We start from the raw sequence: 25,553 nt of genomic DNA, 5'->3' as shown, positions 1-25,553 counted from the left end.
GAGATTACCGGTACTGGGCGTACACAGCTTCTCGTGTCACAGGTACTGGCCGGTGTTCGAGGCCGTGTCGATCTCCTTGCCCTGCGCCGCGCCCTTGCCGGTGACGAGCGTGCGGATGTAGACGATCCGCTCGCCCTTCTTGCCCGAGATCCGGGCCCAGTCGTCGGGGTTGGTCGTGTTGGGCAGGTCCTCCGACTCGGCGAACTCGTCCACCACCGCGTCCAGCAGGTGCTGCACGCGCAGACCGGACTGCTGCGACTCCAGGTGCGACTTGATCGCGGCCTTCTTCGCCCGCCCCACGATGTTCTCGATCACCGCGCCGGAGTTGAAGTCCTTGAAGTACAGGACCTCCTTGTCCCCGTTGGCGTAGGTGACCTCGAGGAAGCGGTTGTCGTCGGTCTCGGCGTACATCCGCTCGACGACGCGCTCGATCATGCCCTCGAGGCACGCCGCACGGTTGCCGCCGAACTCGGCGATGTCCTCCTCGTGGACCGGGAGCCCGTCGATGAGGTACTTGCCGAAGATGTCCATCGCCGACTCCGCGTCGGGACGCTCGATCTTGATCTTCACGTCGAGCCGGCCCGGCCGCAGGATCGCGGGATCGATCATGTCCTCACGGTTGGAGGCGCCGATGACGATGACGTTCTCGAGCCCCTCCACGCCGTCGATCTCCGAGAGGAGCTGGGGCACGATCGTCGTCTCGACGTCCGAGCTGACGCCCGAACCACGGGTACGGAAGATCGAGTCCATCTCGTCGAAGAACACGATGACCGGCGTGCCCTCGGACGCCTTCTCGCGCGCCCGCTGGAAGATCATCCGGATGTGCCGCTCGGTCTCGCCCACGAACTTGTTGAGCAGCTCCGGGCCCTTGATGTTCAGGAAGTGCGCCTTGACGTCGCGGCTGTCCTCACCGCGGGTCTCGGCGACCTTCTTGGCCAGGGAGTTCGCCACCGCCTTGGCGATGAGCGTCTTCCCGCAGCCGGGCGGGCCGTAGAGCAGCACGCCCTTGGGCGGGCGCAGCTGGTAGGTCCGGAACAGGTCCGCGTGCAGGAACGGCAGCTCCACCGCGTCGCGGATGGAGTCGATCTGCCGCGAGAGACCGCCGATGTCGGTGTAGGCGACGTCGGGGACCTCCTCGAGGACGAGCTCCTCGACCTCGGCCTTCGGCACCTTCTCGTACGCGTAGCCGACCTTGGAGTCGACCATCAGCGAATCGCCCGGCTTGAGCTCCGGGCCGTCCGCCCCGAGCAGCGAGTCGGCCAGGTGGATGACCCGCTCCTCGTCGGCATGCCCGATGATCAGCGCACGCGTCCGGCTGCCGTCCTCGTCGGTGAGGATCTCCCGCAGCGCGCACACCTCGCCGATGCGCTCGTACTCGCCGGCCTCGACCACGGTGAGCGCCTCGTTGAGCCGCAGGGACTGCCCGCGGGTCAGCTCGGCGGTCTCCACCGCCGGCGACACCGCAACCCGCATGCGGCGGCCGGAGGTGAACACGTCCACGGTCGAGTCCTCGTGGGCGACCAGGAAGACGCCGTAGCTCGACGGCGGCTGCGCGAGCCGGTCGACCTCCTCGCGGAGGGAGACGAGCTGCGCGCGCGCCTCCTTCAGCGTTTCCGTGAGCTTGTCGTTGCGCTCGGTCAGCTGGGAGACGCGCTGCTGCGCCTCCCCCAGTCGCTGCTCGAGGATGCGCGCGTGCCGAGGGGATTCGGTCAGCTTGCGCCGCAACAGCGCGACCTCGTCCTCGAGGAAGCGCACCTGTGCTGCCATGTCCGCCGAGCCGCGTTCACCGCGGTCCCGGCCCTGGTCGGATCGGCCCCTGGGGTCGTCGTCAGTCGTCACGGCGCCCTCCTCCGCTACTCCGTGGCGCAACCGTACCCGCGAATCGAGGTGTCCGTGGAGTAGCGTCCCGGTGACGGACTTCTCACGCCACCCCCTTGCGTGGCGTCACGGTGGGTGAGTTGACGCGCACGGAGCCGCGTGTTTGCTCACCCTCGGTCGAGATCCGACCTGGTGGGGCTCAGCCCCGGCTGGGTCGCCGCTGGACGCGAGGGGGCGTGACGCCGTCCGCGAGCCGTCGCGCCGTCACGATGAACGCCGTGTGCGCGATCATCCGGTGCTCCGGGCGGACGGCGAGTCCCACCGCGTGCCACGGCCGGACCATCGCCTCCCACGCCTCCGGCTCGGTCCAGCAGGCCTGCTCGCGCAGCGCCTCGGTGAGCGACGAGAGCTGCGTCGTCGTCGCGACGTAGCCGACCAGCACCCCGCCCGGCACCAGCGTCGCGCGCACGACGTCGAGGCACTCCCACGGCGCGGCCATGTCGAGGACGATCCGGTCGGCCGTCTCCTCGGGGTCGTGGTCGGCGAGGTCGCCGACCCGCAGGTCCCAGTTCTCCGGGCGCTCGCCGTAGAAGCGCTCGACGTTCGCGACCGCGTGCTCGGCGTGGTCGGCGCGCACCTCGTAGGAGCGCACGTGGCCCGCCGGTCCCACGGCCCGCAGCAGGCTGCAGGTCAGCGCCCCCGACCCGGCCCCGGCCTCGAGCACCCGCGCGCCCGGGAAGACGTCGCCCCACATGAGGATCTGCGCGGAGTCCTTCGGGTAGATCACCTGGGCGCCGCGCGGCATGGCGAGCACGTAGTCGGGCAGCAGGGGGCGCAGGGCGAGGTAGGGCGTGTTCGCCGCCGAGAGCACCACGCTGCCCTCGGGGGCGCCGATCAGCTTGTCGTGCGCGATCGCCCCGCGGTGCGTGTGGTAACTCTGCCCGCGCTCGAGCACGAGGCTGAAGTGCCGGCCCTTCGGGTCCGTGAGCTGCACCCGGTCGCCGGGACGGAACGGGCCGCTGCGGACCGGGCCGCGCTCGTCGGGGGTGTCGTCGGGCGGGGTGTCGTCGGGGGCGGCGTCCTCGGGCGGGGTGTCCGCGGCCCCGCTGTCCTCGGCCCCGCTGTCCGCGGCCCCGCTGTCCTCGGGCGCGACGGTCTCGACCGGCGTCTCGTCGGTGACCGCTCCGTCGCTCTGCACGACGACCCACCCTAGGGACCGCGGGGTCCGGCGCCGCGAGGGGCACGTCCGGCAGCGCGCCGCGCCCGTCGATCATGCGCAACGTGCCCCTCGTGGCGAGGAGGACAGGAGTTGTCGGGGTGCCGACCTACCGTGGCCACCATGAGCACGCAGGCCGACGCGACGGATGTCCCCGCCGCACCGTCGCGCCCGCCCGCGCTCTCGCCGTCGCGGGCGGTCGACTTCCGGCGCTGCGCGCTGCTCTACCGCTTCCGCGCGATCGACCGGCTGCCCGAGACGCCCTCGCCCGCCGCGCTGCGGGGCACGGTGGTGCACGCGGTGCTCGAGCGGCTGCACGCCCTCGCGCCCGCCGACCGTCGCCCGGACGCCGCCCGGGACCTCGCCCGGGTCGTGCTCGACGAGCTCGAGCCCGGCGACCGCGCGCTGCTCGGCGACGACCCGGGGCTCGCCCCGCTCCTCGAGCGCTACTTCGCCCTCGAGGACCCGCGCGGGGTGACGTCGGAGGCGCGCGAGCTGCGGGTCGAGGCCGAGCTGGAGGGGCCCGAGGGGCCGACGCCCCTGCGCGGGCACCTCGACCGGCTGGACACCGGGCCGGACGGGCTCACGGTGGTCGACTACAAGTCCGGGCGGGCACCGCCGGTGCGCGGCGAGCTGCGGGCGCTGTTCGGGGTGCGGTTCTACGCGCTCCTGCTCGCGCGCAGCCGGGGCGTGGTGCCGACGGTGCGGCTGCTGCAGCTCGGCGACGTGACGACGCTGACCCTGCGCCCCACGGCCGCGGAGCTCGAACGGTTCGCCGGCGTGCTGCGAGCGGTGTGGTCCGCGATCCGCCGGGCCGCGCCCACCGGCGACTTCCGTCCGAACCCCGGCCCCGGGTGCGCCTTCTGCGACCACCGCCCGCGGTGCCCGGCGTGGGGCGGGACGCCGCCGCCCTACCCGGGCTGGCCCACGCCGCTGCCCGTCCCCCGCCCTCGGGAGCCGGGGTGACCCGTCGGCAGCTCGGCCTCAGCAACCCGGCGGCGCCCCGCCGGTGCCGTCGGGGAACGGCAGCGCGCACGGCGCCCGGCGCGGGGTGCCCAGCGCCCCGCCGCCGGGGGTGTCCTCGGTGCTGTTCGTGACGATGCTGAGCGAGGTGAACAGCCGCACCATCTGCCGGGAGTCGATGTTGGGGATCTCGTCCTGGGCGCCGGCCTGGGCGTTGAGGGCGTTGGAGGGCTCTCCGCCCGTCTCGTCGACGACGTAGGCGCCGTAGTCGCGGAACGCCTCGGCGATCTTGCGGGTGTCCGGCTCGGTGATCCAGCTGAGGTCGGCGTCGGGAGGCAGCCCCATGAGCGTCCCCATGTTCACCCGCGGGTCCGGGCCGCGATAGACGTCGCGGAAGGCCCCGTCGGCCCTGAAGGCCGGCCAGCGGAACCCCTCCTGCGCGGTGCTGCAGCTCAGCTCGCAGTTGAGGTTGATCTTCAGCGGGTGCCGGAGGGGCTCGGGCTTGGACATCTCGCCGGCCCGGATGGTGCCGCCGATCCCGGAGAGGTTCGAGCCGCCGTGGCAGCCGAGCCGGCCGTCACCGCGCAGCGGCACCGCGGGGAAGGAGACGTCGTAGGACGGGTCGCCTCCGGGGCGCAGACGCAGCGGCTGCCCGGCCACCACCGTCTCGCCGTCCGGGGTGTCGGCGAGGAACGTCGAGCAGTTGTTGTACGAGCCGTCGGCCGACAGCCCCGGATCGACGTGCACGTCGACGCGGCTGCGGGGCGACACCGCCTCGCGCACGGGGAACGCCGGGTCGACGCTGATGTTCTCGATGTCCAGGTAGACGTCGCGGGCCTGCGTGTTGAACGGCGCGAACTGCGCCGATTGCGCCAGGGGCAGGTTCCAGACGGAGTCCCAGGCGAAGGGATGCGTGTAGAGGTCGCGCGACGGCCCTCGATAGGGTTCCGGCCCCGAGCCCAGCCCGCCCAGCGACGTCGCCACCAGCACGCCCGCGATGGCCATGGCGGCGGTGAGCACCGCCAGCAGGACGCGTGTCCTGGCTCCCGTCACACGGTCCCCCTGGTCGGTGGCAGGCCATGATCGTAGCGAGGGCGACCCCCGGCCCCGTCCCGCTCCCCTCCCCGACCCCGCTCCGGAGAGCCCCCGTGACCCCGACCGAGCCCTTCTTCCGCCTCCTGACGCCCGCGGCCGACGACCCGCCCGGGGTCCAGCGCGTGCTCGCGACCGACTCGACGGCCGGTCCCTGGTTCCCCGGGGCGCAGCACATGGGCCCGCCGAGCGCGCTGCTGGTCCGCGCGCTGGAGCGCTGCGAGCCCCGGGACGAGGTGGTGCTCTCGCGCCTGACCGTCGAGGTCCTGGGGCGGGTTCCGGTGGGCGAGCTGACGGTGTCCGCCCGCGTGGAGCGCCCCGGGCGCACGATCGAGCTGGTGTCCGCGGAGCTCGCCTCCGACGGTCGGGCGGTGGCGCGCGCCGCGGGCTGGCGGCTGGCGGTCACCGACACGTCCGCCGCCGCCACCGACCCCGGACCGGCGATGCCCGGCCCCGACGAGGGCCGCGTCATCCCCACCCCCGAGGGCTGGCTGCCGGGCTACCTCGACGCCCTCGAGTGGCGCTGGATCGCCGGGCACCTGGGCGAGTCCGGGCCCGGGCAGGCGTGGGGCCGCCTGCTGGTGCCGGTCGTCGACGACGAGGAGCCGACCCCGTGGCAGCGCCTCGCCTCGGTGGCCGATTCCACCAACGGCGCGGCGTCACGCCTCGACCTCAACGACTGGCTGTTCGTCAACACCGACCTGACGCTGCACGTCCACCGCGCCCCGCGGGGCGAGTGGATCGGGCTCGACGCCGACAGCGTCATCGGCCCCGAGGGGCTGGGGACGGCGTTCTCGGTGCTCCACGACGAGCACGGACGGGTCGGACGGGCCGCCCAGGCGCTGACCGTCCGGCCGCGGTGACGGTCCGGCCGCGCTGACGCCTAGCGCGTGCCGTTCGTGGCGCCGATGGCCCGGCAGGACTGCAGCGACGAGGTCACGATGCCCGTGGCACCGAGGTCGGCGAGCTCGTCCATGATGTCGTTGACCCGCTTGCGCTCGACCATCGAGCGGACCGCGACGAACTTCTCGTTCGACAGGGGCGCGACGGTGGGCGACTCGATGCCCGGGGTCAGCTCGATCGCCCGTTCCTTGAGGTCGATCGGGCAGTCGTAGTCGAGCATGACGTAGCGCCGGGCGTAGACGACGCCGCGCAGCCGCTCGACGAAGCGGGACTTCGAGCGCTCGATGTCGGCCGTGTCCGGCGCCTGGTCGAACTTCGCGTTGCGGTCGATGATCACGGCCTCGGACTCCGTGATCGGGTCGCCGATCGCCACCAGGCCGTGCTGGGCCAGGGTGCGCCCGGAGCTCACGACGTCGGCGATGGCGTCGGCCACCTGCAGCTCGATCGAGATCTCGACGGCGCCGTCGAGGCGGATGACGTCCTTGGCCGCGATGCGCTGCTGGGCGAGGTTCGCCCGCACGAGCCGGGGATAGGACGTCGCGATCCGCTTGCCCGCGAGGTCCTGCACGGTCCACTCGTTGCGCGCCGGAGCGGCGTAGCGGAACTTCGAGTGCCCGAAGCCGAGGCGCAGCAGCTGGTTCACCGAGGCGCTGGACTCCTCGGTGAGGTCGTGCCCGGTGATGCCGAGGTGGAGCTGGCCCTCGGACACGTAGGTCGCGATGTCCTTGGGGCGCAGGTAGAAGAACGTGACGCCGTTGGCCTCGTCGTGGAGGCTCAGGTCGCGGCTGTCGGTCCGTTGCCGGTAGCCGGCGTCGCGCAGCATCGTCGACGCCTCTTCGGACAGGGACCCCTTGTTGGGTACGGCGACGCGGAGCACGGCTCCTCCTCCTGACACCTGTGGGTGTCGACTACAGGTGCTTGTAGACCTCGTCGAGCGTGAGACCGCGCCCGAGCATGATCACTTGGACACGATAGAGCAGCTGGGAGATCTCCTCGGCCAGCTTGTCATCGGTCTCGTACTCGGCGGCGATCCACACTTCACCGGCCTCCTCGAGCACCTTCTTGCCCTGGGCGTGGACCCCGGAGTCCAGCGCCGCGACGGTGCCGGATCCCTCCGGACGGTCGCGCGCCTTGGTCGTGAGCTCGTCGAAGAGCACGTCGAACGTCTTCACGTCGAGCCATCGTCGCACGGCGTCACGTGGGGTCGCACACCACGGGATTCTCCCCGTACGCCCGGGCTGTTCGTCCCTCGCTCGTCCGGGGCGCCGTCCGGGCTCTCCGGCGCGCCGAACGGGCGGTCGGTCGGGAAACCGGTCACGGCGCTGGTTCCTTCGTGCACGGGCGCTGTGCCGACCGTGTGACGGAGCGCTCAGCGCGCAACGGCCCGCGTCCGGTGGTCGCTCCCCGACCCGTCGCGGAGGGCGTCGCGGAGATCGTCGAGGGTCAGCCCGACGAGGCTCTCGCGCAGGACGCGGCGCTCCCCCGCCGGCACGGGCACCTCGGCGGGGACCACGAGCACCGTCGCGCCGGCCGCCACGGCCGAGCGCGTGCCGGTCGGTGAGTCCTCGACGGCCACGCTCGCGCCGGGGTCGACGCCGAGCCTCTCGGTGGCCAGCCGGTAGGGCGAGGGGTCCGGCTTCGTCGCCGGCACCTCGTCCCCGCACACGGTGACGTCGAAGAACTCGCGACCGATGGTGTCCAGCGCGACCTCGGTGAGCTCCCGGTAGGTACTGGTGACCAGCGCCGTCGGGAGCCCCGAGGCCCGCACCATCGCGAGGGCCTCCCGGGCGCCGGGGCGCCACGGGACGCCGCGGCCGAAGACCTCCGCGGTGCGGTCGGTCAGCCAGCGGCCGTCCGTGGCCACCCCGTCGGGGTCGTCCGGGTCGAGGCCCACCTCGGCCCGCACCGCGCGCACGGTGCGGGTGAGGCTCGATCCCGTCAGCTCCTCGCGGGTCTCGGCCGACAGCTCGCCGCCGTGGTGCGCCGCGAGCTCCTGGATCGTCACCGACCAGAGGCCCTCGGTGTCGACCAGCGTGCCGTCCATGTCCCAGAGGACCGCTTGCAACCCCACGCGGAGCTCAGCACTCATGCGTTGAAGTACTTCGCCTCCGGGTGGTGCACGACGAGCGCGTCCGTGGACTGCTCGGGGTGCAGCTGGTCCTCCTCGGAGAGCTCGACGCCGATGCGGCCCGGCTCGAGGAGGTCCACGATCTTCACGCGGTCCTCGACGTTCGGGCAGGCGCCGTAGCCCAGCGAGTACCGGGCCCCGCGGTAGCCGAGCTTGAAGTACTCCTCGACGTTCTCGGGGTCCGAGTCGGCCATGACCGAGCCGTCGGAGAAGCCGAGCTCCTCACGCACGCGGCGGTGCCAGTACTCCGCGAGCGCCTCGGTGAGCTGCACGCCGAGGCCGTGGACCTCGAGGTAGTCGCGGTAGGAGTTCTCCGCGAACAGCGTGTTGGCGAAGTCGGCGATGGGCTGGCCCATCGTCACCAGGTTCATCGGCAGCACGTCGACGCCGCCGAGCTCCTTGGCCTCCTCGCGGGTCCGGAAGAAGTCGGCCAGGCACAGGTGGCGGTCCCGCTTCTGGCGCGGGAACGAGAACCGGTGCACCTCCTTGGCGTCCGGGTCCGGCTCGGCGAGCACGATGATGTCCTGGCCCTCCGAGATCGCCGGGAAGTAGCCGGCGACCACGGCGGCGTGGGCGAGGATGCCCTCGGACTGCAGCCGGTCGAGCCAGTAGCGCATGCGCGGCCGGCCCTCGGTCTCCACCAGCTCCTCGTACGACGGCCCGTCCTCGCTGGCCTTGGAGCCGCGCAGGCCCCACTGCCCGAAGAAGGTGGCGCGCTCGTCGAGCAGGCCGGCGAAGTCCTTGAGCCGGATGCCGCGGACCACGCGGGTGCCCCAGAACGGCGGCTGCGGGACCTCGATGCGCCGGGCGACGTCGGAGTGGTCGGGGATCTCCTCCGGCTCCGCCTCCGCCTCGCGCTTGGCCTGGATGCGCTGCGAGCGCTCGCGGCGCTCCTTGCGCTCGGCCATCTTGGCCGCCTCGGCCTCGGTGCGCTCGGTGTCGCCGCTCATCACGGTGTCCATCAGGCGCAGGCCCTCGAAGGCGTCCTTCGCGTAGCGCACGTCGCCCTGGAAGAGCTCGCCGAGGTCGTTCTCGACGTACGAGCGGGTCAGCGCGGCGCCGCCGAGCAGCACCGGGTACTTCTGCGCGACCCCGCGGTCGTTCATCTCCTGCAGGTTGTCCTTCATGACAACGGTGGACTTCACCAGCAGCCCGGACATCCCGATCGCGTCGACCTTGTTCTCCTCGGCGGCCTCGAGGATGGCGTTGATCGGCTGCTTGATGCCGATGTTGACGACGTCGTAGCCGTTGTTGCTCAGGATGATGTCGACGAGGTTCTTGCCGATGTCGTGGACGTCGCCCTTGACCGTGGCCAGCAGGATCTTGCCCTTGCCGCCGTTGTCGTCGGCCTCCATGAACTGCTCGAGGTGCGCCACCGAGGCCTTCATGACCTCGGCCGAGGCCAGCACGAACGGCAGCTGCATCTTGCCGGCGCCGAACAGCTCGCCGACGGTCTTCATGCCGGCCAGCAGCGTCTCGTTGATGATCTCGAGCGGGTCCTTCTCCTCCATGCCCGCGTCGAGGTCGGCCTCCAGGCCGTTGCGGTCGCCGTCGACGATCCGGCGCTCGAGGCGCTCGAACAGCGGCAGCGCCGCGAGCTCCTCGGCGCGCGCGTCCTTGGCCGACGAGGCCGAGACGCCCTCGAAGAGGTTCATGAAGTGCTGCAGCGGGTCCGGGGTGTCGCGGGACTCGTCGCGGCGGTCGTAGACGAGGTCGAGCGCGGCGTCGCGCTGCGCGTCGTCGATCTGCGACATCGGCAGGATCTTCGAGGCGTTGAGGATGGCCGAGTCGAGGCCGGCCTCGGTGCACTCGTGGAGGAACACCGAGTTGAGCACCTGCCGCGCGGCCGGGTTGAGGCCGAACGAGATGTTCGAGAGGCCGAGGGTGGTCTGGACCCCGGGGTAGCGCTCCTTGAGCTGCTTGATCGCGTTGATCGTCTCGATGCCGTCCCTGCGGACCTCCTCCTGGCCGGTGGAGATCGGGAAGGTCAGGCAGTCGATGATGATGTCCTCGACCTGCATGCCCCAGTTCTCGGTGAGGTCCTCGATGAGGCGGAACGCCACGCGGGTCTTCCACTCCGCGGTGCGGGCCTGCCCCTCCTCGTCGATGCAGAGCCCGATGACCGCGGCGCCGTGCTCCTTGGCCACCGTCATGATCTTGATGAAGCGCGACTCGGGGCCGTCGCCGTCCTCGTAGTTCACCGAGTTGATCGCGCTGCGGCCGCCGAGCTGCTCGAGGCCGGCCTGCAGCACCGCGGCCTCGGTGGAGTCGAGCACCACCGGCAGCGTCGAGGCGGTCGAGATGTCGTGGGCGAGGCGGTCCATGTCGGCGTTGCCGTCGCGGCCGACGTAGTCGATGCAGAGGTCCATGAAGTGCGCGCCCTCGCGGGTCTGCGCCTTCGCGATCTCCACGCACTGCTCGTAGTCGTCCTCGACCATCGCCTCGCGGAACGCCTTCGAGCCGTTGGCGTTCGAACGCTCGCCGATCATGAGGAAGCCGGTGTCCTGGCGGAACGGGACGGCCTGGTACACCGACGCGAGACCCGGCTCCGGCTTCGGGTCGCGGTCGGCCGGCGTGAGGTCCTTGCACTTCTCGGCCAGGGCCTTGATGTGCGCGTTCGTCGTGCCGCAGCAGCCACCGACGAGCTGGAGCCCGTAGTCGGTGACGAACGAGGCGCAGTAGTCGGCGAGCTCGTCGGGCTGCAGGGGGTACTCGGGGCCGTTCGCGCCCAGCTCGGGCAGGCCGGCGTTGGGCATCACCGAGACCGGGATGCGGCTCTGGCGGCTCAGGGCGCGCAGGTGCTCGCTCATCTCGGCGGGGCCGGTGGCGCAGTTCAGGCCGATGCCGTCGATGCCCAGGGGTTCGAGGGCCGTCAGCGCCGCGGTGATCTCGGAGCCGACCAGCATCGTGCCGGTGAGCTCGACGGTGACGTGGCAGATGACCGGGATCCGCAGGCCGTACTCGTCCATCGCGCGGTAGGCGCCGAGGATGGCCGACTTGGCCTGGAGGAGGTCCTGGCAGGTCTCGACGAGCACGGCGTCCGCGCCGCCCTCGAGGGCGCCGAGGACCGACTCCTTGTAGTGGTCGCGCAGCAGCGCGAACGGCGCGTGGCCCAGCGTCGGCAGCTTGGTGCCCGGGCCGTTGGACGCGAAGACGAAGCGCGGGCGGTCGGCGGTGGCGTACTCGTCGGCGGCCTGTCGGGCGATCTTCGTGCCCTCGCGGGCGAGCTCGCGGACGCGGTCGACGATGTCGTACTCGTTGAGGTTGGCCCAGTTGGTGCCGAAGGTGTTGGTCTCGATGACGTCGGCGCCGGCCTCGAGGTGTCCCTGGTGCACACTGAGGACGGCGTCGGGACGCGAGACGTTCAGGATCTCGTTGCAGCCCTCGAGGTCCTGGAAGTCGTCGAGCGAGAGATCCTGGTCCTGCAGTGCGGTGCCCATGGCACCGTCTCCGATGAGCACCCGGGAGTGCAGGGCAGACAGGAATCCAGACTCACTCGAAGTAGTCATCACACGATCGTAACGTGATCGGCGAGCAGTCCCGGACGCACTGCGAGCCTCGTCACGACCCGTAGGCTGTGCGGGTGCCCGAGTCCGACGACCACCTCGACGAGCCCGTGCCCAGCGACGAGGCCGAGGGAACGGAACAGCTCGAGGCCCCCGACGACGCGTCGGAAACGGCCCCCATCAGCGACGACGCGCCCGTGATGCTGGCGGCGTTCGAGGGCTGGAACGACGCCGGGGACGCCGCGAGCACGGCCGTGGAGCACCTCGCCCTGCACTGGGACGCCACCGAACTCTCGGCGATCGATCCCGACGAGTACTACGACTTCCAGGTGTCCCGGCCGACCGCGCGGATGGTCGACGGGGTCAGCCGCGCCATCGACTGGCCCACCACCCGGCTCACCCGCTGCCGTCCCCCGGGATCGGCGCAGGACCTCATCCTCGTGCGCGGCATCGAGCCGAACATGCGCTGGCGCGCCTTCTGCGCGGAGATCATCGACCGGGCGCGCGAGCTCGGCGTCGGCACGGTGATCACCCTCGGCGCCCTGTTGGCCGACACGCCCCACACGCGGCCCGTCCCGGTCACCGGCACCTCGTTCGACAAGGCGTCGGCCGCCCGCTACCGGCTGCAGCGCTCGCGCTACCAGGGCCCCACCGGGATCGTCGGGGTCCTCCAGGACGCCTGCGTCCAGGCCGGGATCCCCGCCATCTCGTTCTGGGCCGCCGTACCGCACTACGTCTCGCAGCCGCCCGCGCCCAAGGCCACGATCGCCCTGCTGCAGCGCGTCGAGGAGGTCCTCGACGTCGAGGTGCCGCTCGGCGGCCTCCCCGAGCAGGCCGAGAAGTGGGAGCGCACGGTCTCGGAGATGGCCGACGAGGACGACGAGGTCCGCGAGTACGTCAAGGCCCTCGAGGAGGCCGGCGACGCCGAGACCGACCTCGAGGAGGCCTCCGGCGAGGAGATCGCGGCCGACTTCGAGCGCTACCTGCGCCGGCGCGGCCCCGGCGGCGACGGTCCCGGCGGCACCGCGGGTGGCCCGCCCGGGCCCGGCAAGGCCCCCTGGGAGCGGTGAGCGCCGCTCCGGCGGCAGAGCGCTCCGGGATCGCCCGGCTGCGGCTGGCCGCGCTCTACGCGGGCGGCTTCCTCGGCCCGTTCGGCGGCGGGGTCACCGCGTCGATGCTGCCCGAGCTGGGCGCCGACCTCGGGCTGTCCCCGTCGGCCGCCTCGGCGTCGCTGACCGCCTACCTGCTCCCGTTCGCGCTGCTCATGCTCGTGTCGGGGACGCTCGGCCAGCGCTGGGGCGCGGCCCGCACCGTGCGCATCGCCTACGTCGCCTATGTCGTGTTCTCGCTGCTCGGGGCCGTGGCGGGCTCCGGGTGGCTCTTCCTCGGGGCGCGGGCCCTGCAGGGGGCGGCCAACGCGTTCACCACTCCCCTGCTGCTCGCCTCGCTCGCCGCGGCCACGCCGCCGGAGCGCCTCGGGCGCTCGCTCGGCGTCATGGGCTCCCTGCAGGCGGCCGGGATGACGTTCGCGCCGCTGGTCGGCGGCCTGACCGCGGAGGTCGACTGGCGTCTCGCCTTCGTCGGCGTGGCCGTGGTCGCCGCGCTGCTGGCGGTGGCGGGGATCCCCGCCGACCCGCCCGCCGACCCCGGCGACCGGCCGCGCCTGCGCGACGCCTGGCGCCCGTCGGTGCTGCGGCTCGGGCTCGTCGCCGGGCTGGCGTGGGGCGCGCTGGGCGGGCTGTCGTTCCTCGTCGCCCTCCGCGTCGAGGACGCCTTCGCCCTCGGCGCCGGGCTCCGGGGCGCGCTGCTCACGGGCTTCGGCGTCGCCGGGCTGCTCACCGCGCGGCTCGTCGGAGCCGGCGTGGACCGCCTCGGGCCGCGCGTCGTCGTGCGGCTCGGCGCGCTCGCCGCCGCGGTGCTCGTCGCCGCGATCGGCCTGCTGCCGTCGGCCATCGCGGTGGCCGCGGTCTGGGCGCTCGCCGGGGCCACCGCCCAGCTGGTGCTCGTCGGAGTCAACGCGCTCGTCCTGCGCGGGGGCACCGCCGGCGGGGTGTCGGTGGTGCAGGCCCTGCGCTTCCTCGGCGCCGCCGCCGCGCCCGCGGTGTTCCTCGCGCCCTATCACCTCTCCCCGTCGCGGCCTTCGGCCTGGCGGGCGTCCTGCTCGCCGGGGCGGCGGCGCTGGTGCCGCGGCGCTGATCCGTCGCGCCGGCTGCGCGGCGACGGCGCCCGGGCGCGACCGACCCCGGCGCGACGCTTCGGTTTCCGAAGCGTCCCGTGCCTCGAGGGGCACGTCCGGCAGCCGTTCGAGCCCGTCGACCCTGCGCACCGTGCCCCTCGCGGACGGTCAGCGCGCCGACTGGGCCGCGACGGCGTCGAGGGTCGGGCCGCGCGGGAGGAGGTCGAGCACCGCCCGGGGAGCCGGCCGGGGCGTACCGAGTCCCAGGGCGGCGGCGCTCGCGGGGTCCGGGACGGCGAACACCCGCCCGCCCGGGTCGACGAGCACCCCCGCGGCAGGATCGGTCGAGGCGGGCTCGGCGGGCGTTCCCGGCGCGACCGGGACGACGTAGCTCCCGCCGCCGGCGACCCAGGCGCCGTCGAGCGGGGGGCCGACCAACGGGGTGGGCTCGACCGGCCCGGGGAACGCGGACGAGGCGAACACGGTGGCGGCGCCGGAGGCCTCGGCGCGCACGCAGGTGGTGGTGGCCTCGTCGTAGGTGACCAGCCGGGGGGTCGCCGACGGGTAGGCGCGCACGTCGACGACCGCGACGCGCGGGACGTCGGCCAGCCGGCCCGCCGGGACGGCGGCGATCCCGGGGTCGGCGCGCGGGTCGGGATTGGCGAAGCGGGCGAGCTGGGCGATCACCGCCGGCACCTCCTGCACCCCGGTGGCGGCGACGAGGAAGAAGCGCCCGCCGTCGGGGCTCACCACGGCGCCGACGGGCACGCCCAGCGCGGCGGTGCGGGCGTCGGCGGGCGCGCCCCGCTGCCGGGGACCTGGACGGGGACCAGCGGCGGGGCCTCGGGCAGCGTGCCGAGCAGGGCCGGGCCGGCGTTGCGGGGACGCGCGCCGGTGAGCTCCAGGCCGCGGACCACCGACCCCAGCGAGGGGTCGATCCGCGCCCGTCGTCCCTCGGTGACGAGCCAGAACCCGTCCGGACCGCGCAGCAGCAGCGCCTCGTCGGCCGCGAGCGGGCGCCCGGGCGCCGGGACCCCGCCGAGCGCGACGGTGGTGATCGCGGGGTCGGCGGCGGGGTCGGGCACCGAGGGGTCGAGCGTCGCGCGGTCGCAGATCGCCCAGGCGTCGGGGGCGGGAGCACCCGGGTCGGGCAGCACCGACAGGGCACCCGGGATGCCCGCCGGCGCGGTGCGGGGCGCGTCGGCGAGGGTGTCGTCGCGCACCGGCACCGGCGGCCCGCCCACCTCCGTGTTGCCGGCGGCCCCGGCGAGCAGGCGCGCGGACGCGAGGTTCAGGGCCGGGACCAGGCGGTCCGGACCGTGGGCCACCGCGTAGAGCGTCCCGGAGGGCTCGCCGCGCACCACCGACTCGTCGCGCCACCCCTCGTCGCCGCGCACGAGCCCCAGCACGGCGAACCCCACGAGCGCCAGCACCGCGAGCACCGTGCCCACGAGCAGCGCGCGGTTCTGCCGTCGCCCCGGGTCGTGGCGCGGCGACGGGTCGCGGCCGACCAGCGCGGACTCCAGGCGGCGCACGGCGAAGCGGTGCGCCTGGACCTGGGTCGCGGAAGGCGGCCCCGGGAGACGCGGCGGAGCGGAGCTCGACCCGTCGGAGTCGGAGGGCACAGCGGGATGCGTACCGCATGGGAGCGAGCCGGGTCGTCGGAACGACCCGAATCACTCGCGTGCGCGGTGCGCGTCCAGCTGGGCGAGGTCGACCCACTCGAGGGTGCGGGCGTGGGTGGCCTCGAGCACGACCGGCGGGGCGACGCCGCCCTCGAGCGCCTCCTGCCAGCGGCTCGCGCACAGGCACCAGCGATCGCCGGGCTTCAGTCCGGGGAAGCCGGCGTCGGCGCGGGTCAGGTCGTTGCCGCGCTCCGCGGAGTAGGTCAGGAACTCCTCGGTGACGCGGGCGCACACGGTGTGCACGCCCGCGTCGTCGGGACCGGTCTCGCAACAGCCGTTGCGGTAGAAGCCGGTGACGGGATCGTGACTGCAGTCGGCGAGCTCGCCGCCGAGGACGTTGCGGGGCATGCGCGGGAGGTACCCGCGTCAGCGCAGCGTGACCCCGAGCAGGGCGTCGGCCGCGTCGGCGAGGCGCGTCGGCCCGTCGGCGGTCCACCCCTCGCCGCCGCGGCGCAGGAGCACCTCGTCGGCCCAGGCGTCGATGGCGGCGAGCGCCCCGGGCGTGTCGAGGTCGTCGGCGAGGTGCGCGCGCACCCGGGCGATCGTGTCCTCGGGGTCGGGCCCGGTCGGCGCCGCGACCGCGTCGCGCCAACGGTGCAGCCGTGCCTGACCGCCGGTGAGCAGGTCCGCGGTCCAGGACCGGTCGGAGCGCCAGTGCCCGCTCATGAGGGCCAGGCGCACGGCCAGGGGGTCGACGCGGTCGGCCCGCAGGCGGGAGACGAAGACGAGGTTGCCCTTGGACTTCGACATCTTCTCGCCGTCGAGCCCGATCATCCCGGCGTGGCAGTAGTGCCGGGCCAGCGGGTGCGCTCCGGTGAGGGCCTCGGCGTGGGCCGAGCCGTACTCGTGGTGCGGGAAGGCGAGGTCCGAGCCGCCGCCCTGGACGTCGTACTGGTCGCCGAGGCGGTTCAGGGCGATGGCCGCGCACTCGACGTGCCAGCCGGGGCGTCCCTCACCGAGGTCGGAGGTCCACGACGGCTCGCCCTCGCGGGCCATGCGCCACAGCAGCGCGTCGAGCGGGTCCCGCTTGCCCCGGCGGTCGGGGTCGCCGCCGCGCTGCGGGAAGACCTCGCGCATCCGCGCCTCGTCGTAGCGCGAGACGTAGCCGAAGTCCCGGGTGGCGGTGTGGTCGTGGTAGACGTCCGGGAACTCGGGGTCGTCGGCGCGGTAGGCCGCGCCGCTGGCCAGGAGCTTGCCCACCAGCTCGCTGATCTCGTCCATGGCCTCGACGGCCCCGATGAAGTCCCGGGGCGGGAGGATCCGCAGGGCGGCCATGTCCTCGCGGAACAGCGCCGTCTCGCGCATCCCGAGCACGACCCAGTCGTCCTTGTCCCGCTCGGCCCGCTCGAGCAGCGGGTCGTCGATGTCGGTGACGTTCTGGACGTAGTGGACGTCGTGGCCCGCGTCGAGCCACAGGCGGTGGATCAGGTCGAACGCCAGGTAGGTCGCCGCGTGGCCGAGGTGCGTCGCGTCGTAGGGCGTGATGCCGCAGACGTACATCCGGGCGGTGGCGCCCGGCGTGGTGGGTCGGATGTCCCCACCCGCCGTGTCGTGCAACCTCAGCGGGGGCGGGCTGCCGGGCACCCGCGGGACGTCGACCGATGACCACGCTCGCATGCCCCCGAGCCTAAGCCCGTCGGAGCGGTGCCCGCCCCGACCCGTGGCGAACCGCTCGCGCCTGCGGTGCGAACACCGTGGTGGACCCCGGCCGGGTCGAGTCAGCAGGACGTCGTGGGCGAGCACTCCGCCCTGCACGGGATGACGGACCCGGCCGGGGTGGCCAGGAGTCGCGGGGGGGATCGACTCCAGCCACGATCGAGCGTAACCGCTTTCCCTCGCGGTGGCGCCCCGTGGTCGAGGCAGGGTCAATCGGACACGAGGCGTTGCGCCGTGTGGTGGATGCACCCCGCGCCCGATGCCTCAGCGTCGTCGGCGACTCGCCAGGTAGTCACTGACCACAGCGGCCCCGAGACCGTCCAGATCCGGATTGACGACCCGCCCGCCCGCACGCCGGGCGACGAGGTCGACGAACGCCTCCAGGCGCGGGTCCTCCCCGAGCATGAAGACGGTCATCGCCGCGTGCAGGCGCGCCAGCGCGTCGACCTCGTTGAGCGTCGCGCGCAGCGTCTCCGGGCTCGGCGGGTAGTCGAACGCCGCGTGCCCGTCCGGCTCGAGGTGTGCGGTCGGCTCGCCGTCGGTGACGACGAGGACCACCGGCGCCGCATCGATGTTCTTGCGCAGGTGACGGCCCGCGAGGAGAAGCGCGTGGTGCAGATTCGTGCCCTGCTCCCAGGCCCCCTCCAGCGCGGTCAGCTCCCCGAGCTCGACCTCCTTGGCAAGCCGGCCGAACGTGATGAGCTGCAGCGCGTCGCCCCGGAACCGCGTGGACACCAGGTGGTGCAGGGCCAGCGCCGTGCGCTTCATCGGCACCCAGCGCCCGTCGGCGACCATCGACCACGAGGTGTCGACGCACAGCGCCACCGCGGCCCGGGTGCGCTGCTCGGTCTCGACGATCTCCACGTCGGAGACGTCGAGGTCCCGCCGATCCCCGCCGGCCTTGCGCATCTCGGCGTTCAGCAGGGTGCGCGAGACGTCCCAGCGTTCCGTGTCGCCGAACGACCACGGGCGTGTCGCGCCCGTCGCCTCCCCCGCGGCGCCGGAGCGCTGGGTCTCCCGCTCGCCGCGGCGGGTGGAGATCGAGCCGACGACGTCGCGCAGCGAGGACTGCCCGAGCTGGCGCAGCGCCTTCGGCGAGAGCATCAGCGAGCCGTCGGCGGCGCGCTGGAACACGCCCTGCTCCTCCAGCTCGCGCTGCAGCTCGGCCAGGCGCTGGGCGTCGATGCGCGCCTGCTCGCCGAGGGTCGCCTCGAGGGCCTCGAGGTCGATGTCCTCCATCCGGGCGCCGGGGTAGGACTGCGAGAGCTGCTCGGCCAGGGCGTCCATCTGCCCCAGCTCCTCCATGGCCCGGGTGGCCTCGCCCATGCCCATCGGGTCGTCGCCGCGGAAGCGGCCCCGGCCCTGCCAGTCCTCGCCGGGGCGCATGCCCTGGAGCTGCTGGTCGAGCCGGGCGAGCTGCTCGGCCAGCCGCGGGTCGCCGAAGGCCTGCTGCATGAGGCCCTCGAGCTCGGCGCGCTGCTCGGCCGACAGCGAGTTCATCATCCGCTGGGCCGCGGCGGCCCTCTCGGCGAGCAGGTCGATCAGCTCGTCGGTGGTCTGCGGGTTCTCCGGGAAGAACTCGCCGTGCTTGGCCATGAACTCGCCGAACTGCTCCGCGGTGTCCTGGCCGCGCGCGTGCGCCTCGAGCAGGTCGTTCAGGTCCGAGATCATCTCGCGGACCCGCTCGACGTCCTCCGGCGTCGCGTTCTCCATCGCCTGCTTCATGCCCTGGAAGCGCTGGTCGAGCGCCTCCCGGCCCAGGAGGTCCTGGATCTGCTCGTAGGCCTGGCGCGCCTCGGCGTTGCGCCAGTCGTAGTCCTGCAGCTCCGCGACGGCCCCCGCGGGCGACGGGGGCAGCGCGTCGAGCTGCATCTCGCGGAACCGGGCGTCGTCGGAGTCCTCGGCCTGCAGGGAGTTCCGCTCGGCCTCGAGCGCCCGCTCGAGGAGCTCGCGGACCTCCTGCAGCGTCCCGTCGAGACGGTGCTCGCGCTGCAGTTTGCTGCGCCGCTCGTTGAGCCGGCGCATGAGGTCGTCGAGACCCTGCTGGTCGCCCAGCCCGCGGCGCATCAGCTCGCGCATCGCCTGCCTCGGCGAGGTGCCCTCCATGACGTCGCGGCCGAGCTCGTCCATCGCCGAGCGCAGGTCGAACGGCGGCGCCAGGGGGTCCGGCCCGTCGTAGAAGCGGCCGTAGGAATAGCGCCCGCTGCGCGGTCCGCCCTCGGGGCCGCCGCTCGGGTTCGGGTCAGCCGCCATAGGCCACCGTTCCGTCCTCGGCGTCGTCGTCCTTCGCCAGCTTGCGGGTGAGGTACAGGTGCTCGAGGGCGAGCTCGACGGCGCTGGCCAGGGGCCCGGGGGCCTCCGTGCCGGCGGCGCCGAGGCGCTCGGCGACCGTGTAGACCACCGAGATCGAGGGCAGGGCGTCGACGACGTCCTTGGCGGCGATCCGGTCGCCGGTGACGACCCGGCGGTCGCCCTCCAGGGCGGACACGCCCTCGGCGAGCGGGGTCAGGTCGACCCCGGCGAGGCGGGCGCGGGCGGTCTCGGAGATCGAGCGGCGCAGCAGGTGCGTGAGCAGCTCGTCCTCGCGGCCCTCCTCCCCCGACTCGAACTCGAGCTTGCCGCGCAGCACCGGCGGCACCGCCTCGAGGTCGACGGGACGGGCCACGGCGGTCTCCTCGCCGGTGACCGCGGCCCGGCGCAGGGCGGCGGCCGCGACGGTCTCGGCCGCCGCGATCGAGAACCGCGCGGACACGCCGCTGCGCTGGTCGATCGCGCCGGAGCCCCGCAGGTGGCGGGTGAAGCGGGCGAGGACCTCGACGAGGTGGTCGGGCACGTCGGCGACGAGGTGCGCCTCCTGGTGCACGAGGGCGATCTCGCCGGCGATCTCGAGCGGGTAGTGCGTGCGGACCTCGGCCCCGAAGCGGTCCTTGAGCGGGGTGATGATCCGCCCGCGGTTCGTGTAGTCCTCGGGGTTCGCGCTGGCCACGAGCATGATGTCCAGCGGCAGGCGCAGCGTGTAGCCGCGCACCTGGATGTCGCGCTCCTCCATGACGTTGAGCAGCGCGACCTGGATGCGCTCGGCGAGGTCGGGCAGCTCGTTGATCGTCACGATGCCGCGGTGCGCGCGCGGCACGAGGCCGTAGTGGATGGTCTCGGGGTCGCCCAGGCTGCGGCCCTCGGCGACCTTGACGGGGTCGACGTCGCCGATGAGGTCGGCGACGGAGGTGTCCGGGGTGGCCAGCTTCTCGGCGTAGCGCTCGGAGCGGTGCCGCCAGGTGATCGGCAGGTCGTCGCCCTCGTCGGCGACGCGGCGACGGCTCGCCGGCGTGATCGGCTCGCCGGGGTGCTCGCCGATCTCGGAGCCGGCGATCACCGGCGTCCACTCGTCGAGCAGGGCCACGAGGCTGCGCAGCAGGCGCGTCTTGCCCTGCCCGCGCTCGCCGAGCAGCACCACGTCGTGCCCGGCGAGCACCGCGCGCTCGAACTGCGGGAGCACGGTGCGGTCGAACCCGACGATCCCCGGCCACGGGTCGGCGCCGGCGCGCAGCCGGGCGAGGAGGTTGTCGCGCAGTTCGGTACGGACGCTCTTGGGCGTCGCCGCCGGGTGGCCGCTGCGCGCCAGCTCACCGGCGGTGGTGGGGAGATCTGCAGGAGCGGAAGGGGTGCTCACTCCCCCACGCTACGTCCGCGACGGCGATCCGGCCTCCGTGAGCGGAGATCGCGCGCGGAGCGCGGTGACCCGAAGGTGGCTCCTGACGTCTCGTCACGCAGCGTGCACTCTCGACGGTCACAGGAGTGGTCGCGATCCGTGGGGGGAACATGGCGCGTGCGACGGCCGCAGGGCGGCACCGTCGACCGGTCCCGCCCCGTCCGGCGCCGTCGTTGATGAACCGCCTGCTGGCGGCGCTGGCGTTCCTGCTCAGCGCCGGGTGCGCCGCGACGGGGATCGCGACGGGCGTCGCCACCGCCGAGCGTCCGCCCGACCCCTGCCCGCCCAGCGCCGCGTCCTGGCGCCCCGACCCGACACCGATGCGCGCGGCCGACCCGGTCGAGCTGACGATCGACCGCATCGACGCCTGCTCGTCGCTGGTGCCGGTCGGGGCGGGCGCCGAGGTGGACGGGGAGGTCGACGGGCAGACCCGGGTCGCGATGCCCTCTCCGCAAGCCCCGGAGCACGCCGGCTGGTTCCGTCCCGGCCCGGCGCCCGGAGCGCGCGGCCCCGCCGTGCTCGTCGGTCGCGTCGACGGCGACGGGCGCCGCGGTGTCTTCGCCGGCCTCGCCGACGCGACCGCGGGCGACCGGGTCACCGTGCGGCGCCGCGACGGGTCGACGGCGGTCTTCACCGTCACGGGGACCGTGCAGGTCTCGCCGGTGAAGTTCCCGGCCCGCGAGGTGCACGCCGACACCGGCGACGCCGAGCTGCGGCTCATCGCCTACGGCGGTGCCGCCGCCGGGGACGACCTGATCGTCTACGCCCGGCTGACCGGGCAGGGCTGAGTCCCGGAGAGACGACGTCGGCGGGACTCGCTCCGGTTCCCGAAGCATCCCTCGCGGAGAGGCTCCCGCTTGCGCACGACGGCGCGCGTCCGCTTCGCTCCGTGCCGCCGTCACGCGAGCGAGGAGGGGCCGGCCCATGGGCAGGATGGACGGGAAGATCGCGATCGTGACCGGGGCCGGGCGCGGGATCGGGCGCGGGATCGCCGAGAAGCTCGCCGCCGAGGGCGCCACGGTGGTGGCCACGGACGTCGACCGGGCGACGGCGAACGACACCGCGGCCTCCCTGGGAGGCGATGCGCTCGGCCTGACGTGCGACGTCGCGTCGCGGGAATCCGTCGACGCCGCGGTCGCCGCCGTCCGCGAGCACTTCGGCCGCATCGACGTGCTGGTCAACAACGCGGGCTACGACAAGGTCGGTCCGTTCGTCGACTCCGACCCCGCCGACTGGGACAGGATCATCGGGATCAACCTCTACGGCGTCCTGCACACCTCCAAGGCGGTGCTCCCGATCATGGTGGAGCAGGGCGGCGGGCGGGTGGTCAACCTCGCTTCCGACGCCGGCCGGGTCGGCTCGTCCGGCGAGGCGGTGTACTCGGCGGCCAAGGGCGGGATCATCGCGTTCACCAAGACCACCGCCCGCGAGATGGCCCGCCACCAGGTGGCCGTCAACTGCGTGTGCCCCGGCCCGACCGACACCGCCCTGTTCGCGTCGGTCACCGAGGACGACCCGAAGCTGCGCGACGCGCTGATCAGGGCGATCCCGCTGCGCCGGCTCGCCCAGCCCGCCGACCTCGCCAACGCCGTCGCGTTCCTGGCCTCCGACGAGGCCGCGTACATCACCGGCCAGACCCTGTCCGTCAGCGGCGGACTCTCGATGAGCTGACGACGCCCCACGACCACCGAGGAGTTCCGCGTGTCCTTCGAGGACTACCAGCAGCTGACGTTCGAGCGCCGCGACCACGGCGTCCTGCTGATCACCATCGACCGCCCCGACAAGTACAACGCGGCCGACGAGGGGCTCCACGGCGAGCTGGCCCGGGTCTGGCGCGACGTGGGCGCCGACGAGCAGACGCGCGTCGCGGTCATCACCGGCGCCGGGAAGGCGTTCTCCGCCGGCGGGGACCTCGCGATGGTCGAGCGGATGGCCGGCGACTACGACCGCGTCCAGCACATGCTCCGCGAGATGTCCGACCTGGTCTACAACATCATCGACTGCGACAAGCCGATCGTCTCGGCGATCAACGGCGTCGCGGTCGGGGCCGGGGTGGTCGTCGCGCTGCTCGCCGACATCGCCATCGCCGCCGAGGACGCGAAGCTCGGTGACGGGCACGTCAAGCTCGGCGTCGCCGCCGGCGACCACGCCGCGATCATCTGGCCGCTGCTGGCCGGGATGGCGAAGGCGCGGTACTACCTGCTCACCGGCGAGATGGTCACCGGCGCCGAGGCCGAGCGCCTCGGGATGGTGGCGAAGGCGCTCCCCCGCGACCAGGTGCTCGACGAGGCCCTGCGCGTCGCCGACACCCTGGGCACCGGCTCCCAGCAGGCGATCCGGCTCACCAAGCGCAGCCTCAACAACTGGCTGCGCAGCGCGGGACCGACCTTCGACCAGTCCGCGGCCTACGAGATGCTCACGTTCCTCGGCCCCGACGTCGTCGAGGGCTACACCGCGCTGCGCGAGAAGCGCGAGCCCCGCTTCCCGTCGGCGGCCGACTGAGGAACCCTCCGAGCGGACCGCGCGATCCCCGCCAGCGCGACGATCCATACCGGGACCTGCACGAGCATCGCGACGCGGAAGGCCGTGAGGTCGTAGGCGTCCGGGATCCCGGCGCCCTGCAGGTCCAGGGCGAGGCCGACGCACAGCACCACCGTGATGGTCGAGACGAAGCCGCCGACGTTGACGATCCCGGAGGCCCGCCCGAGCCGCGCGGGCGGGACCGCGGCGCGGGCCAGGTCGAAGGCCACCAGGGACGCCGGCCCCCCGCCGCCGATCACGACGACGAGGCCCACGAGCACGGCCATCGGTGCCGGGCCGGGCCAGGCGAGGACGACGATCCACGCCGTGGCCTGCGCGAGGACGGAGACGACGATCAGCCGGACGCGGCGCTGCGGCCACCGCCCGGCCAGCACCCCGAACAAGGGGCCGACGACGATGCCCGCACCGACGTAGAGCGCGAGCAGCCCGCGGGCGGTCCCGCTCGCGACGCCCTCGCCGCCGGTGAGGAACGGGAAGCCCCAGAGCAGCCCGAAGACGTTGCCCGGGAACGGGGAGGCGAGGTGGCACCAGAAGGCCAGCCGCACCCCGGGCTCGCGCAGCGCCGCCCCGAGCCCGCCGGCGACCGCCGGCGCACTGGTCAGGACCGCTCCGGCCGGCCCGTCGCGGACCACGACCAGCACGAGCACGGCCACGAGCACCGAGGTCCCGCCCGCGGCGAGGTACGCGGGCGCCCAGCCCGTGCCGACGACCAGCGCGGCCAGCGGGATCGCCGAGATCACCTGGCCGAGCTGGCCGAGGATGCCCGCGAGCTGGTTGTAGACGGGCACCCGCCGGGCGGGGAACCACGCGGGGATGAGGCGCAGGACGCTGACGAAGGTCACCGCGTCCCCGGCCCCGACGAGCATCCGGCCGACCACCGCCAGCCAGAACGGCGCGGCGAGCGCGAGCACCGCCTGCCCGACCGCGACCAGCACCGCCCCGCCGGCGATCACCCGCCGCGGCCCGACGCGGTCGACGAGCACCCCGGCGGGCACCTGGAGGGCGGCGTAGACGGCGAGCTGCACCACCGCGAGCAGCGAGAGCACGCCCGACGAGACGTCGAAGCGCTCGGCCGCCGTGACGCCGGTGGCGGCCAGCGACGACCGTCCGAGCACCGCGGCGACGTACGCGAGGACCGCGACGCCCCACACCACGAGAGCCCGCCCGGACCGGCGCGGGGGAACCACCGTGCTCACAGGGCCCGCGTCCCGCCGATCGGGAGGTCCCAGAGGTCCGCGAGGTCGCGCCCGGCGCGCACCCACGCGGCGCGCACGCGCTCGTGCGGCTCGGTGACCGGCTCACCGGAGAGCACGAACGTGCCCCAGTGGATCGGTACCACGTGCCGCGCGCCCAGGTCGGCGGCGGCCCGCACCGCCTCGGCCGGGTCCATGTGCACCCCACGGAGCAGGTGGCGGGGCGCGTAGGCACCGATCGGGAGCACGGCCACGGCGAGGTCGTGGCCGAGGTCGCGGTGCCGGGCCGCGATCCGCGCGGGGAACGGGCCGTAGCCGGTGTCGCCGGCGTGGACCACGCTGCGCCCGCCGGCCCCCGTCACCACCCAGCCGCCCCAGAGCCGCCGGCAGGTGTCGAGCAGGGTGCGCCGCGACCAGTGGTGGGCGGGGACGAACTCGACGGTCACCCCTCCCACCTCGACGTTCTCCCACCAGTCGAGCTCGGTGACGTCGGTGAACCCGAGCCGGGCGAGCAGGGGCCTGCTCCCGCCGCCGGCCAGCACCCGCGTCGAGCGCGGGAGACGGCGCAGGGTCGGCGCGTCGAGGTGGTCGTAGTGGTCGTGGCTCAGCAGCACGGCGTCGATGTGCGGCAGCTCTTCCGGGGTCACCGGCGAGGGCCGCAGGCGGGTGCCCGCCCCCGGGATGCCGCCCGCGAGGACGGGGTCGACCAGCAGCGTCACGCCGTCCACGCGCAGCAGCGTCGAGGCGTGCCCGAGCCACGTCACGGAGATCTCGCCGGGCCCGGCGGGCGGGAGCGGGAGGGCGTCGACGACCGGCACGCCCGACCCGTCGCGCTCGGCCCGGGGCGGGAACACGCGCAGCAGCTCGTAGGCCTGCCGCGGGCTGAGCAGGTCCGACGTGCGGCGGTGGTGGAAGTCGCGCGGCCAGCGCGGGTCCCGGCGGGGTGGGAGCAAGCGGGGTGGGAGCA

Annotated in this window: 21 protein-coding genes and 1 pseudogene; 7 read left to right on the top strand and 15 right to left on the bottom strand. The window is 73.8% G+C overall.

Annotation, left to right across the window (positions count from 1 at the left end):
- Positions 1 to 36 precede the first annotated feature (36 nt).
- The gene (arc, locus tag ACQPYN_RS17550) at positions 37 to 1,839 is read right to left on the bottom strand and encodes a proteasome ATPase (protein ID WP_328307264.1); all 1,803 of its coding nucleotides are present in this window, start codon (positions 1,837 to 1,839) and stop codon (positions 37 to 39) included.
- A gap of 178 nt (positions 1,840 to 2,017) precedes the next feature.
- Positions 2,018 to 3,016, bottom strand: coding sequence for a tRNA (adenine-N1)-methyltransferase (locus tag ACQPYN_RS17545; RefSeq protein WP_433025330.1), 999 nt, complete (start codon positions 3,014 to 3,016; stop codon positions 2,018 to 2,020).
- 141 nt (positions 3,017 to 3,157) lie between these two features.
- Here ACQPYN_RS17545 and ACQPYN_RS17540 point away from each other — a divergent pair, with 141 nt between their 5' ends.
- Positions 3,158 to 4,000 (top strand): RecB family exonuclease, encoded by an 843-nt coding sequence (locus ACQPYN_RS17540; protein ID WP_433025327.1) that lies wholly within the window; start codon positions 3,158 to 3,160, stop codon positions 3,998 to 4,000.
- 18 nt (positions 4,001 to 4,018) lie between these two features.
- Here the strand turns inward: ACQPYN_RS17540 and ACQPYN_RS17535 are convergent, their stop codons facing one another.
- On the bottom strand, positions 4,019 to 5,050 hold the full coding sequence (locus tag ACQPYN_RS17535) for a hypothetical protein (protein ID WP_433025324.1): 1,032 nt from the start codon (positions 5,048 to 5,050) through the stop codon (positions 4,019 to 4,021).
- Positions 5,051 to 5,145: 95 nt separating this feature from the next.
- On the opposite strand from ACQPYN_RS17535, the gene ACQPYN_RS17530 reads away from it, so the two are divergent.
- Positions 5,146 to 5,952: a thioesterase family protein gene (locus ACQPYN_RS17530; RefSeq protein WP_433025321.1), complete on the top strand. Its 807-nt coding sequence runs from the start codon at positions 5,146 to 5,148 to the stop codon at positions 5,950 to 5,952.
- Positions 5,953 to 5,972: 20 nt separating this feature from the next.
- Here the strand turns inward: ACQPYN_RS17530 and hisG are convergent, their stop codons facing one another.
- The 4 genes from hisG to metH all read right to left on the bottom strand — a co-directional run bounded on the left by hisG (position 5,973) and on the right by metH (position 11,629).
- Positions 5,973 to 6,869 (bottom strand): ATP phosphoribosyltransferase, encoded by an 897-nt coding sequence (gene hisG / locus ACQPYN_RS17525; RefSeq protein ID WP_433025318.1) that lies wholly within the window; start codon positions 6,867 to 6,869, stop codon positions 5,973 to 5,975.
- Between the two features lie 31 nt (positions 6,870 to 6,900).
- The gene (locus ACQPYN_RS17520) at positions 6,901 to 7,164 is read right to left on the bottom strand and encodes a phosphoribosyl-ATP diphosphatase (protein ID WP_274194808.1); all 264 of its coding nucleotides are present in this window, start codon (positions 7,162 to 7,164) and stop codon (positions 6,901 to 6,903) included.
- 197 nt (positions 7,165 to 7,361) lie between these two features.
- Positions 7,362 to 8,081: an HAD family hydrolase gene (locus tag ACQPYN_RS17515; RefSeq protein ID WP_433025314.1), complete on the bottom strand. Its 720-nt coding sequence runs from the start codon at positions 8,079 to 8,081 to the stop codon at positions 7,362 to 7,364.
- Positions 8,078 to 11,629: a methionine synthase gene (gene metH, locus ACQPYN_RS17510; protein WP_433025311.1), complete on the bottom strand. Its 3,552-nt coding sequence runs from the start codon at positions 11,627 to 11,629 to the stop codon at positions 8,078 to 8,080. Before metH ends, ACQPYN_RS17515 begins: the two co-directional genes overlap by 4 nt.
- 197 nt (positions 11,630 to 11,826) lie before the next feature.
- Here metH and ACQPYN_RS17505 point away from each other — a divergent pair, with 197 nt between their 5' ends.
- Positions 11,827 to 12,696 carry a PAC2 family protein gene (locus ACQPYN_RS17505; RefSeq protein WP_274195278.1) on the top strand — a complete coding sequence of 290 codons (870 nt, stop codon included), beginning with the start codon at positions 11,827 to 11,829 and terminating at the stop codon, positions 12,694 to 12,696.
- Positions 12,693 to 13,712, top strand: a pseudogene (locus ACQPYN_RS17500) (MFS transporter); the annotation flags it as partial. The gene ACQPYN_RS17505 and the pseudogene ACQPYN_RS17500, both read left to right, overlap by 4 nt.
- Before the next feature lie 258 nt (positions 13,713 to 13,970).
- On the opposite strand, the gene ACQPYN_RS17495 reads toward ACQPYN_RS17500, so the two are convergent.
- From ACQPYN_RS17495 to ACQPYN_RS17470, 6 genes are all read right to left on the bottom strand, one after another.
- Positions 13,971 to 14,555, bottom strand: a complete 585-nt coding sequence (locus tag ACQPYN_RS17495) for a type VII secretion protein EccB (protein WP_433025308.1) — start codon at positions 14,553 to 14,555, stop codon at positions 13,971 to 13,973.
- Positions 14,549 to 15,427 carry a type VII secretion protein EccB gene (gene eccB / locus ACQPYN_RS17490; protein ID WP_433025305.1) on the bottom strand — a complete coding sequence of 293 codons (879 nt, stop codon included), beginning with the start codon at positions 15,425 to 15,427 and terminating at the stop codon, positions 14,549 to 14,551. Before eccB ends, ACQPYN_RS17495 begins: the two co-directional genes overlap by 7 nt.
- A 51-nt stretch (positions 15,428 to 15,478) precedes the next feature.
- Positions 15,479 to 15,835, bottom strand: coding sequence for a DUF2237 family protein (locus ACQPYN_RS17485; protein ID WP_433025302.1), 357 nt, complete (start codon positions 15,833 to 15,835; stop codon positions 15,479 to 15,481).
- A gap of 18 nt (positions 15,836 to 15,853) precedes the next feature.
- Positions 15,854 to 17,104, bottom strand: a complete 1,251-nt coding sequence (gene mshC, locus ACQPYN_RS17480; RefSeq protein ID WP_433025299.1) for a cysteine--1-D-myo-inosityl 2-amino-2-deoxy-alpha-D-glucopyranoside ligase — start codon at positions 17,102 to 17,104, stop codon at positions 15,854 to 15,856.
- A 303-nt stretch (positions 17,105 to 17,407) separates the two neighbouring features.
- Positions 17,408 to 19,396 carry a hypothetical protein gene (locus ACQPYN_RS17475; RefSeq protein WP_433025296.1) on the bottom strand — a complete coding sequence of 663 codons (1,989 nt, stop codon included), beginning with the start codon at positions 19,394 to 19,396 and terminating at the stop codon, positions 17,408 to 17,410.
- Positions 19,386 to 20,813 carry an ATP-binding protein gene (locus ACQPYN_RS17470; protein WP_433025293.1) on the bottom strand — a complete coding sequence of 476 codons (1,428 nt, stop codon included), beginning with the start codon at positions 20,811 to 20,813 and terminating at the stop codon, positions 19,386 to 19,388. The genes ACQPYN_RS17475 and ACQPYN_RS17470 overlap by 11 nt, the downstream gene beginning before the upstream one ends.
- Before the next feature lie 215 nt (positions 20,814 to 21,028).
- Here ACQPYN_RS17470 and ACQPYN_RS17465 point away from each other — a divergent pair, with 215 nt between their 5' ends.
- The 3 genes from ACQPYN_RS17465 (at position 21,029) to ACQPYN_RS17455 (ending at position 23,354) form a co-directional block, all read left to right on the top strand.
- A complete protein-coding gene (locus ACQPYN_RS17465; RefSeq protein ID WP_433025290.1) occupies positions 21,029 to 21,640 on the top strand; it encodes a sortase domain-containing protein in 612 nt (203 codons plus the stop codon).
- Between the two features lie 136 nt (positions 21,641 to 21,776).
- A complete protein-coding gene (locus tag ACQPYN_RS17460; RefSeq protein ID WP_433025287.1) occupies positions 21,777 to 22,523 on the top strand; it encodes an SDR family NAD(P)-dependent oxidoreductase in 747 nt (248 codons plus the stop codon).
- 30 nt (positions 22,524 to 22,553) lie between these two features.
- Positions 22,554 to 23,354, top strand: a complete 801-nt coding sequence (locus ACQPYN_RS17455) for an enoyl-CoA hydratase/isomerase family protein (protein WP_433025284.1) — start codon at positions 22,554 to 22,556, stop codon at positions 23,352 to 23,354.
- Here the strand turns inward: ACQPYN_RS17455 and ACQPYN_RS17450 are convergent.
- Both ACQPYN_RS17450 and ACQPYN_RS17445 read right to left on the bottom strand, forming a co-directional pair.
- Positions 23,300 to 24,589: an MFS transporter gene (locus ACQPYN_RS17450; protein ID WP_433025281.1), complete on the bottom strand. Its 1,290-nt coding sequence runs from the start codon at positions 24,587 to 24,589 to the stop codon at positions 23,300 to 23,302. The two genes, ACQPYN_RS17455 and ACQPYN_RS17450, sit on opposite strands and share 55 nt — an antisense overlap.
- A complete protein-coding gene (locus ACQPYN_RS17445; RefSeq protein WP_433025278.1) occupies positions 24,586 to 25,539 on the bottom strand; it encodes an MBL fold metallo-hydrolase in 954 nt (317 codons plus the stop codon). Before ACQPYN_RS17445 ends, ACQPYN_RS17450 begins: the two co-directional genes overlap by 4 nt.
- Positions 25,540 to 25,553 lie beyond the last annotated feature (14 nt).

The sequence above is a fragment of the Actinomycetospora sp. CA-053990 genome (assembly GCF_050948445.1).
Lineage (GTDB): Bacteria > Actinomycetota > Actinomycetes > Mycobacteriales > Pseudonocardiaceae > Actinomycetospora > Actinomycetospora callitridis.
Note: the sequence above shows the minus strand (reverse complement) of the source record. Positions and strands in the feature narration are given on the sequence as shown.